The sequence below is a fragment of the Gottschalkia acidurici 9a genome, from assembly GCF_000299355.1.
GTDB lineage: Bacteria > Bacillota > Clostridia > Tissierellales > Gottschalkiaceae > Gottschalkia > Gottschalkia acidurici.
Genome location: NC_018664.1, coordinates 3,097,999 through 3,105,335 on the forward strand (window position 1 = coordinate 3,097,999; position 7,337 = coordinate 3,105,335).

General features: G+C 29.1%; 8 protein-coding genes and 1 pseudogene. All 9 read right to left on the reverse strand.

Going from position 1 to position 7,337, the window contains the following annotated elements:
• Nucleotides 1-17: 17 nt before the first annotated feature.
• On the reverse strand, nt 18-1,403 hold the full coding sequence (gene mnmE, locus CURI_RS14775; protein WP_014969052.1) for a tRNA uridine-5-carboxymethylaminomethyl(34) synthesis GTPase MnmE: 1,386 nt from the start codon (nt 1,401-1,403) through the stop codon (nt 18-20).
• 441 nt (nt 1,404-1,844) lie between these two features.
• Nucleotides 1,845-1,991, reverse strand: a pseudogene (locus CURI_RS16600) (hypothetical protein); the annotation flags it as partial.
• Nucleotides 1,992-2,011: 20 nt separating this feature from the next.
• Complete coding sequence (locus tag CURI_RS16430; protein ID WP_266354010.1) at nt 2,012-2,263, reverse strand: ATP-dependent Clp protease proteolytic subunit; 252 nt, start codon at nt 2,261-2,263, stop codon at nt 2,012-2,014.
• A 588-nt stretch (nt 2,264-2,851) separates the two neighbouring features.
• A complete protein-coding gene (gene jag / locus CURI_RS14785) occupies nt 2,852-3,478 on the reverse strand; it encodes an RNA-binding cell elongation regulator Jag/EloR (RefSeq protein WP_014969054.1) in 627 nt (208 codons plus the stop codon).
• 1 nt (nt 3,479) lies between these two features.
• Entirely contained in the window at nt 3,480-4,244 is a 765-nt protein-coding gene (locus CURI_RS14790; protein ID WP_014969055.1) for a YidC/Oxa1 family membrane protein insertase, read from the reverse strand.
• 20 nt (nt 4,245-4,264) lie between these two features.
• The gene (yidD, locus tag CURI_RS14795; protein ID WP_014969056.1) at nt 4,265-4,474 is read right to left on the reverse strand and encodes a membrane protein insertion efficiency factor YidD; all 210 of its coding nucleotides are present in this window, start codon (nt 4,472-4,474) and stop codon (nt 4,265-4,267) included.
• 5 nt (nt 4,475-4,479) lie between these two features.
• The gene (gene rnpA, locus CURI_RS14800; RefSeq protein WP_014969057.1) at nt 4,480-4,821 is read right to left on the reverse strand and encodes a ribonuclease P protein component; all 342 of its coding nucleotides are present in this window, start codon (nt 4,819-4,821) and stop codon (nt 4,480-4,482) included.
• 52 nt (nt 4,822-4,873) lie between these two features.
• Nucleotides 4,874-5,008, reverse strand: coding sequence for a 50S ribosomal protein L34 (gene rpmH / locus CURI_RS14805; RefSeq protein ID WP_041701849.1), 135 nt, complete (start codon nt 5,006-5,008; stop codon nt 4,874-4,876).
• Nucleotides 5,009-5,142: 134 nt separating this feature from the next.
• On the reverse strand, nt 5,143-6,978 hold the full coding sequence (locus tag CURI_RS14810) for an LTA synthase family protein (protein WP_014969058.1): 1,836 nt from the start codon (nt 6,976-6,978) through the stop codon (nt 5,143-5,145).
• Between the last annotated feature and the right edge of the window lie 359 nt (nt 6,979-7,337).

Here is a 7,337-nt window from a genome sequence, read left to right on the forward strand (position 1 = left end):
ATAGTAAAAATGCCTATTTACTTTCCTATACAAAAATCTTTAAATATTTTATCTATAATATCTTCTCCAACTGTATCTCCAGTAATCTCTCCTAAGTTTTCATAAGCATTTTTAATATCTACCTCTACGCAGTCTATAGGAACTCCTAAATTTATAGACTCTAATGCATCTTTCATATTTTCTTTAGCTTTTAGAAGTTGATTTCTGTGTCTTACACTAGTAACTATGGTGTTATCTTTTATTTGAATTTCAGAAGATAAAAACATTGATTTTAGTGTATCTTCTAAAATATCAATTCCTCTTCCTGCTACAATAGCCGTATTTATTATTGCTGTATTAGGTAGGTATCTCTTTATATCTTCTTCATCTATCTTCTTAGGTAAATCCGTTTTATTAAGAAGAACTATAGATTTCTTATGTTTAACTAGTTCTATAATTTCTAAATCCTCATCATCTAGTTCTCTAGATACATCAAATACTACTATAGATAAGTCTGAGTTTTCTAATATTTCTTTTGCTTTATCAACACCTATTTTTTCAACTAAATCTTCCGTTTCTCTTATACCAGCTGTATCTATTATTTTTAACGGTATTCCCTTTATATTTACATACTCCTCTATTATGTCCCTAGTAGTTCCAGGTATATCCGTTACTATAGCCCTACTTTCTCTTAGTATAGCATTCATAAGAGATGATTTTCCTACGTTTGGTTTTCCTAATATAACTGTTTTAAGACCCTCTCTTAATACTTTACCTGTATAAACTGTATCTAATAGCTTCTCTATTTTTTCTAATATAGATTTACCACCATCTTCTAATTGTCCATAAGTGATTTCATCAACATCATGTTCCTCTGGAAAATCTATAGAAGCTTCTATATGAGCAAGCATTTCTAACATAGTACTCATCATGTTAGATACTTCTTTAGATATACTTCCTTCCAGTTGTTTTAAAGACACATCAAAACTAGAATCTGTCTTAGCAGATATAAGATCCATTACTGCTTCTGCTTGAGCTAAATCTATTCGTCCATTTAAAAATGCTCTTTTTGTAAATTCTCCTGGTTCTGCAAGTCTTGCCCCACTCTCAAGTACAGCTTCAAGTATTCTTCTTACTGGTATAGTTCCCCCGTGACAGTGAACTTCTACTACATCTTCAGTAGTATAAGTTTTTGGTCCTTTAATAAAAACTATCATTACTTCATCTATCTTTTTACTACTTTTAGGATTTATAGCATATCCATAGTTAAGCTTTCTCTCTTCTAAATCTTTCAAAGTTTTTTTATCTCTATTTAAGAATATTTTATTTCCTATGTCTAATGCATCTTTTCCACTTATTCTTATTATTCCTATCCCACCTTCTCCTGGTGGTGTAGCAATTGCTGCTATAGTGTCTATATCCATTTTTTTCACCTCTTATACTCTTTAAAATTAATACTTTTAAATTTTATAAATCATATTGAAGTAACTAGTTCTCCTTAGTTATAGTAAGCGATTCACTCAGTTTTAAAAAACACTAAAACTACTTCTCTGATTATAGTATACCAAATTTGTAGATTAAAATAATATAAACATTTTATATATCTATAATCATATAATTTAAAATTATTTTTAAATATAGTCCTTCTCTACCTGAAATTTCATTACTTGTGGATATTCTAGTTTTTTATTTTAAAATATATATTGTGGATAAAATTAATTTTTATTTTAGATCTACCATTGTGGATATCTATATATAAATAAAAAATGACTGTTATCCACAACAGTCATTAATATATTCACTCTCTTCTAAGATAAAATATATAGTGTTCTTGATTTTGTTAAGAGCACAATATTATCATTTATTTATAGATTTTTCAACTCATCATATTTTGAGATGGTCTTATTTACTATTCCATATTCTAGGGCTTCACTAATTAATTCATTGATTCTACTACGAATTCTCAATATTTCATCTGCTTCAATAAGAATATCCGTAGATTGACCACTACAGCCGCCTAGTGGCTAATGTATCATATATCTAGTATAGGTAGAGAGTAACTATCTTGTTTACCCGATGCAAAATAAATTGTAATACCAGCACTTGTCACCCAGCCAGTACCAATAACACGAGTCTTAACAAACTTGATCATGTCATGAATTGTACCACTAGCTTCTACATGTCCTCCTTGACTATTTATAAATAATTTTATTGGTTCATCACCCATTTCTTGTAGGGTTAAAAGCTGTGTTGTTACTTTCTTTACTAGAGCTTGATTACTTATTTTATCACGCCCATATTAATCAAAACATTTTTAACAAATGGGGTGGAATTCCCCACCTCTAGCTACCGTTACACACCGAAGATATGGGTGTAGGATGAGGATGGATAGTTCATTGCCGTCAGGCAAGATATTTGATAAAATAAATTTACAGCGTTCTTTCACAACTGAATATATAAGGTTTTCGCAAGAAAATGGTTTGCGGAGTAAAATATTCAACCTATTCGTCCCATACCAAAAGAGCGAAAACCAAGCCTTGACGTTGGTATGGCTATAGAGACACTACAATCACTTGATGTGGTGGGTTCTCGCCAAGAACTGAATTGGTATTGTTTTGTGTCATTAGATATTAACCGTCGGTACGACGGGGTTAGCTTGGATAAACTTGTCTCGTTGGAGATATTGACCAAGAAGCTCACACTTCTATAAGTGGTGAGTAATTCACTTGCAAGTCCTTACTTTTAAGATTTTTAATTCTAAATATTTACTACATAAAAGTGATTAATAATGTCTTAATTATAGTTTCTAGCGTCTCAATATTGTTTTTATATATAAAAAAGAATCCATAAGTTATGGATTCTATCGTAATTTCTATTCACTTTCTATAACTATTCTTCTATAAGGATCTTCACCTTCACTATAAGTTGATATCCCTGGTTGATTTTGAAGAGCTGCGTGTATTATTCTTCTTTCGTATGGACTCATTGGCTCTAATTTTATAGGTCTCTTATTGCTTTTAGCTTTAGTTGCCATTTTATGAGCCAGCTCCACAAGAGTTTCCTCTCTTCTATCCCTATAGTTTCCCGTATCTAAAACTATTCTAATATACTTACTTCTATCTTTGTTTAAAGCTAGACTTAATATATATTGTAAAGAATCTAGTGTGTTTCCTCTTTTCCCAATAATTATACCCTTGTCCACACTATTTATATCTGTAATGTCTATAAAGAGATCATTCTTCTTTCTTTCTATTTCAAAGTTTCCCTTTATATTCATTTTTTCAAATATTTCTTTTAAAAAATTGTCTGCCATAGTTACTGGGTCATTAGTAATTGTAAGTTTTACCTCCGCATCCGTAGTTCCCATAAGACCAAATAGTCTTTTGGTAGGTTGCTTTAGAACTTCTATATTAACTTCTTCCTTTTCTACACCTAACTCAGATAATCCTAGACTTATAGCTTCTTCTACAGTCTTGGCATTTTTTACCACAGACATCATTTTATTTTACTTCCCCCTTAGCATTACGATCTAAAGCTTTGTTTATCGCAAACTGTTGTATCATTTGGAAAACATTAGATACTGTCCAATACAGTGTAAGTCCAACTGCATAGTTATAACCAAACATTAGTATTATAAGAGGTGTCATTATATTCATAGTTTTTTGAGTAGATGCCGCTTGATCATTAGCTGCTGGTTGAGAAGCAGTCATCATTTTATTACTAATATAAGTTGTTATAGCTGCTATTACAGCTATAAGTGGTATAGTAAATCCTAACACCTGTATTTCGTTTACACTACCATTAACCATAGCACTAGGTGCAAGAGCTATATTTTGTACCCAAAGAAAGCTTTTATTTATAGCTTCATATACCTTTTCACTTTCAAATACATACTTTACTGGTGATTGCATTACTCTAAAGTATGCAAATAATATAGGCATTTGAAGAAGTAATGGCAAACATCCTCCGAGAGGATTTACGTTATGTTCTTTATAAAGTTCCATAGTTTTCATACTTAAAGTTTGTTGATCATCTTTATACTTTTTTTGCAATTCCTGCATCTTAGGCTGTATGTCTTGTAACGCCTTCATAGACTTAGTTTGCTTTAAAGTTAAAGGCAATAGTATCAACTTAAATATGATTGTAGTTATTATAATTGACATCGCATATGCTGATACATATTTAAAATCCAAGTTTGCACTAGTAAGCATGTTATATATTAGCCTTAATAAAGCACCTAATGGGCGTGCAAATATATCTATCATATAGTAGCCCCTTTCTTTAGTTATTCTAGAGGATCATATCCTCCTGGATTAAATGGATGACACTTTAGTATTCTTTTTACACTTTTAAGACTACCTTTTAATGCTCCGTACTTCTCTATTGCTTGTATAGAATATGTCGAGCATGTAGGATAAAATCTACAAGTTCTAGGCTTTATAGGAGAAACGAACTTTTGATATGCTCTTATAGCAAATAGGAGTAATTTTTTCATATTTATTAACCTTTTATTAAGAGTTTAGAAATCTTCCCTAAGTGTAGTATGGCACTTTCTATAGATTTATAATCTATATCTTTAGCTGAAGGTCTAGATAAAAATACTATATCGTACCCTTGCTTAAACTTATCTTTATTCAATCTATAAGATTCTTTCATTCTTCTTTTAAACTTATTTCTAACCACACTATTACCTAACTTTTTAGTAGTAGAAAATCCAACTCTGTTAAATCCCAGTTCATTTTTTATAAAAAACATAACAATATACTTATTTGCAAAGGATTTACCCTTATCATAAACATATCTAAATTCTTTATTATTTCGTAATGTTTGATCTTTATTCATTTAAAAAAACTCCTTAAATTGAATAAAAAGGCCACAATACTTGCGGCCTTAATTATGCTGATAATTTTTTTCTACCTCTTAATCTACGGTTTTTTAATATATTTCTACCTGATTTTGTACTCATTCTTTTTCTAAATCCATGCTCTTTACTTCTTTGTCTTCTTTTAGGTTGATAAGTTCTTTTCATTAAAATGCACCTCCTTCAATTAATAGCAGTTAATATATAAAAATATAATTTTTATCAAAAAAAGGTATAAACAGCTATCATAGCATTACCATTAAATTATATTAGTAATATCGGCTATTGTCAAGATTTTATATCTACTCTTCTATTTGCACCATGCTTTTTTCCAATATGTTTTTTCTTAGTATATAATCCGATAGATTTATTTGTTTAATAGCTTTTTCATACCATTTTCTACACTCTTCAACATCAATTTTTTCTTTAGTTTTTGTGTTCCATGCTCTACTGTTGGAATATATTTCATCTCTAGACATTTCAAAAATTATGTCGTCTGCAATAAAAGATCCTTTTATCATATAAGTCTGTTGTGCTACAAAACCGCTGCTAGAATTGTTTAGATCTCTCCCTATCATTATTCCCTTTTTATTCTCTATCCCTAGTAAGTTTAACACAGTAGGTAAGAAGTCTATTTGCCCTCCAGTTATATCTTGATTTAAAGATATATTACTATTAGGTATATGCATTATTAAAGGAACATTCATCATCTCATCAAAATCATATTTAATACCTAAGTAGTCCGTCATTATATTCTTAATTTCTTCGTCCTTAGATGACAGTCCAAAATGATCTCCGTATATATTGATTATAGCATTATCATAAAGCCCTTCTTTCTTTAAATCTTCTATAAATTCCCCTATGGCTTCATCAGCATAACGTATTGATTCTATATAATTTCCAAAGATTGTTCCTTTATGCTTATCATTAAGTTTTATAGTCTTATATTTATCTGGTATTTCATAGGGATGATGACTGGTAAGTGTTACTAGAAAGGCATAATAAGGTGATTTAAGCTCCTTTATATGTTCCATAGATTGATCAAAAAAATCCTTATCAGCCAACCCAAATCCTATATGATCTTTTATCTCAAAGTCTTTCTGACTAATAAACTTATCAAATCCTTGATAAGGATATGCCTTATCCCGATTCCAGAATGAACCATCATATCCATGGAAAGCTATGGTACTATAACCCATATCTTTTAGTATCCAAGGTAATCCAAAGTATTTATTATTATAATATTTCGAATATGTTTGCCCGTCCATCGCGGGATATAGAGAATTATGAGTTACAAATTCTGCATCAGAAGTATTACCCCTACCCAGTTGTTGATAGTAATTACTGTAATATATACTATCCTCTTTTAAGAGTTTATTTAAATTTGGCGTAATTTCTTGACCCTCGTAATGAGAGTTTATTACAAAATTCTGAAGACTTTCAACTTGTATAGTTATAACATCTCTATCTTTTGCTATTCCATAGTACTTTCTTTTTTCTATAGAAGTTTCTTCTTCATTATTAAAAACCATGTCTATATTTTTAATATCATTCTTTGCTAATAGCGAACTATATATATCATTAACATGATAGCTAAAAAACTCTTGCATATACAAATTAATACTTGTACTAGTAGTATTTATAAACGTAGTTACAATTACAATAGCTATGACTAATGTAATTGTTAAGCATGAACTATACTTTTTATAACTGTGAACTCCGCTATTACTTTTAAAAATAGTATATATACAAATTGGTATTATATCTCCTAGTAATAATAGCTCCTTATTACTTATCAGATAGTTTATGCTATCCTTAATAGCGTTTAACTGTAAAACCTGTTTCATCGAAATTATTGATGGTAACTGGTTAAAATATTTAAAATAAATTACATCCATAAACATTATTATAGATATTAAAGCATATGATAGTGTAAATAGAATTTTTTTAATCTTATTATTAAATAAACTCACAAAAGACATTATACATACCATATATAATAAACTTAAAAAAACAACTATTTTACTTATATTTTCATTTTCTAATAAACTACTAAATAGGGATACTTTAATAGAAAATAGAATCAAAATAGTAAGTATTTCTATTATACTTACTTTATACTTTCCTAATTTATACACCTATTCACTCTCCTTAACTAAACCATTCTAAATCTTTTCTCATTCAATAGTCTGTTCATAATTTTTTTCACAGCTTGTTATGTATGTGGATATCTTTATTTATTGTTGATAATTATGAGTTTTTTTGTTATCATGTTATAACAATGTGGATTATTTATTAACAATTACTATAGTTATCAACAATCTGTGGATAATACTGTGTATAACTATATACTTTTGTTAATATTCGTCATATAATCATTAATTTTTCTAATATTTCTTTCCACAATACTTTGTCCACAATATTATTATAATGTATTTATACTCAGTCTTGTCCGTCTATTATAATATAATATCAACTATATTATCCACATATAATG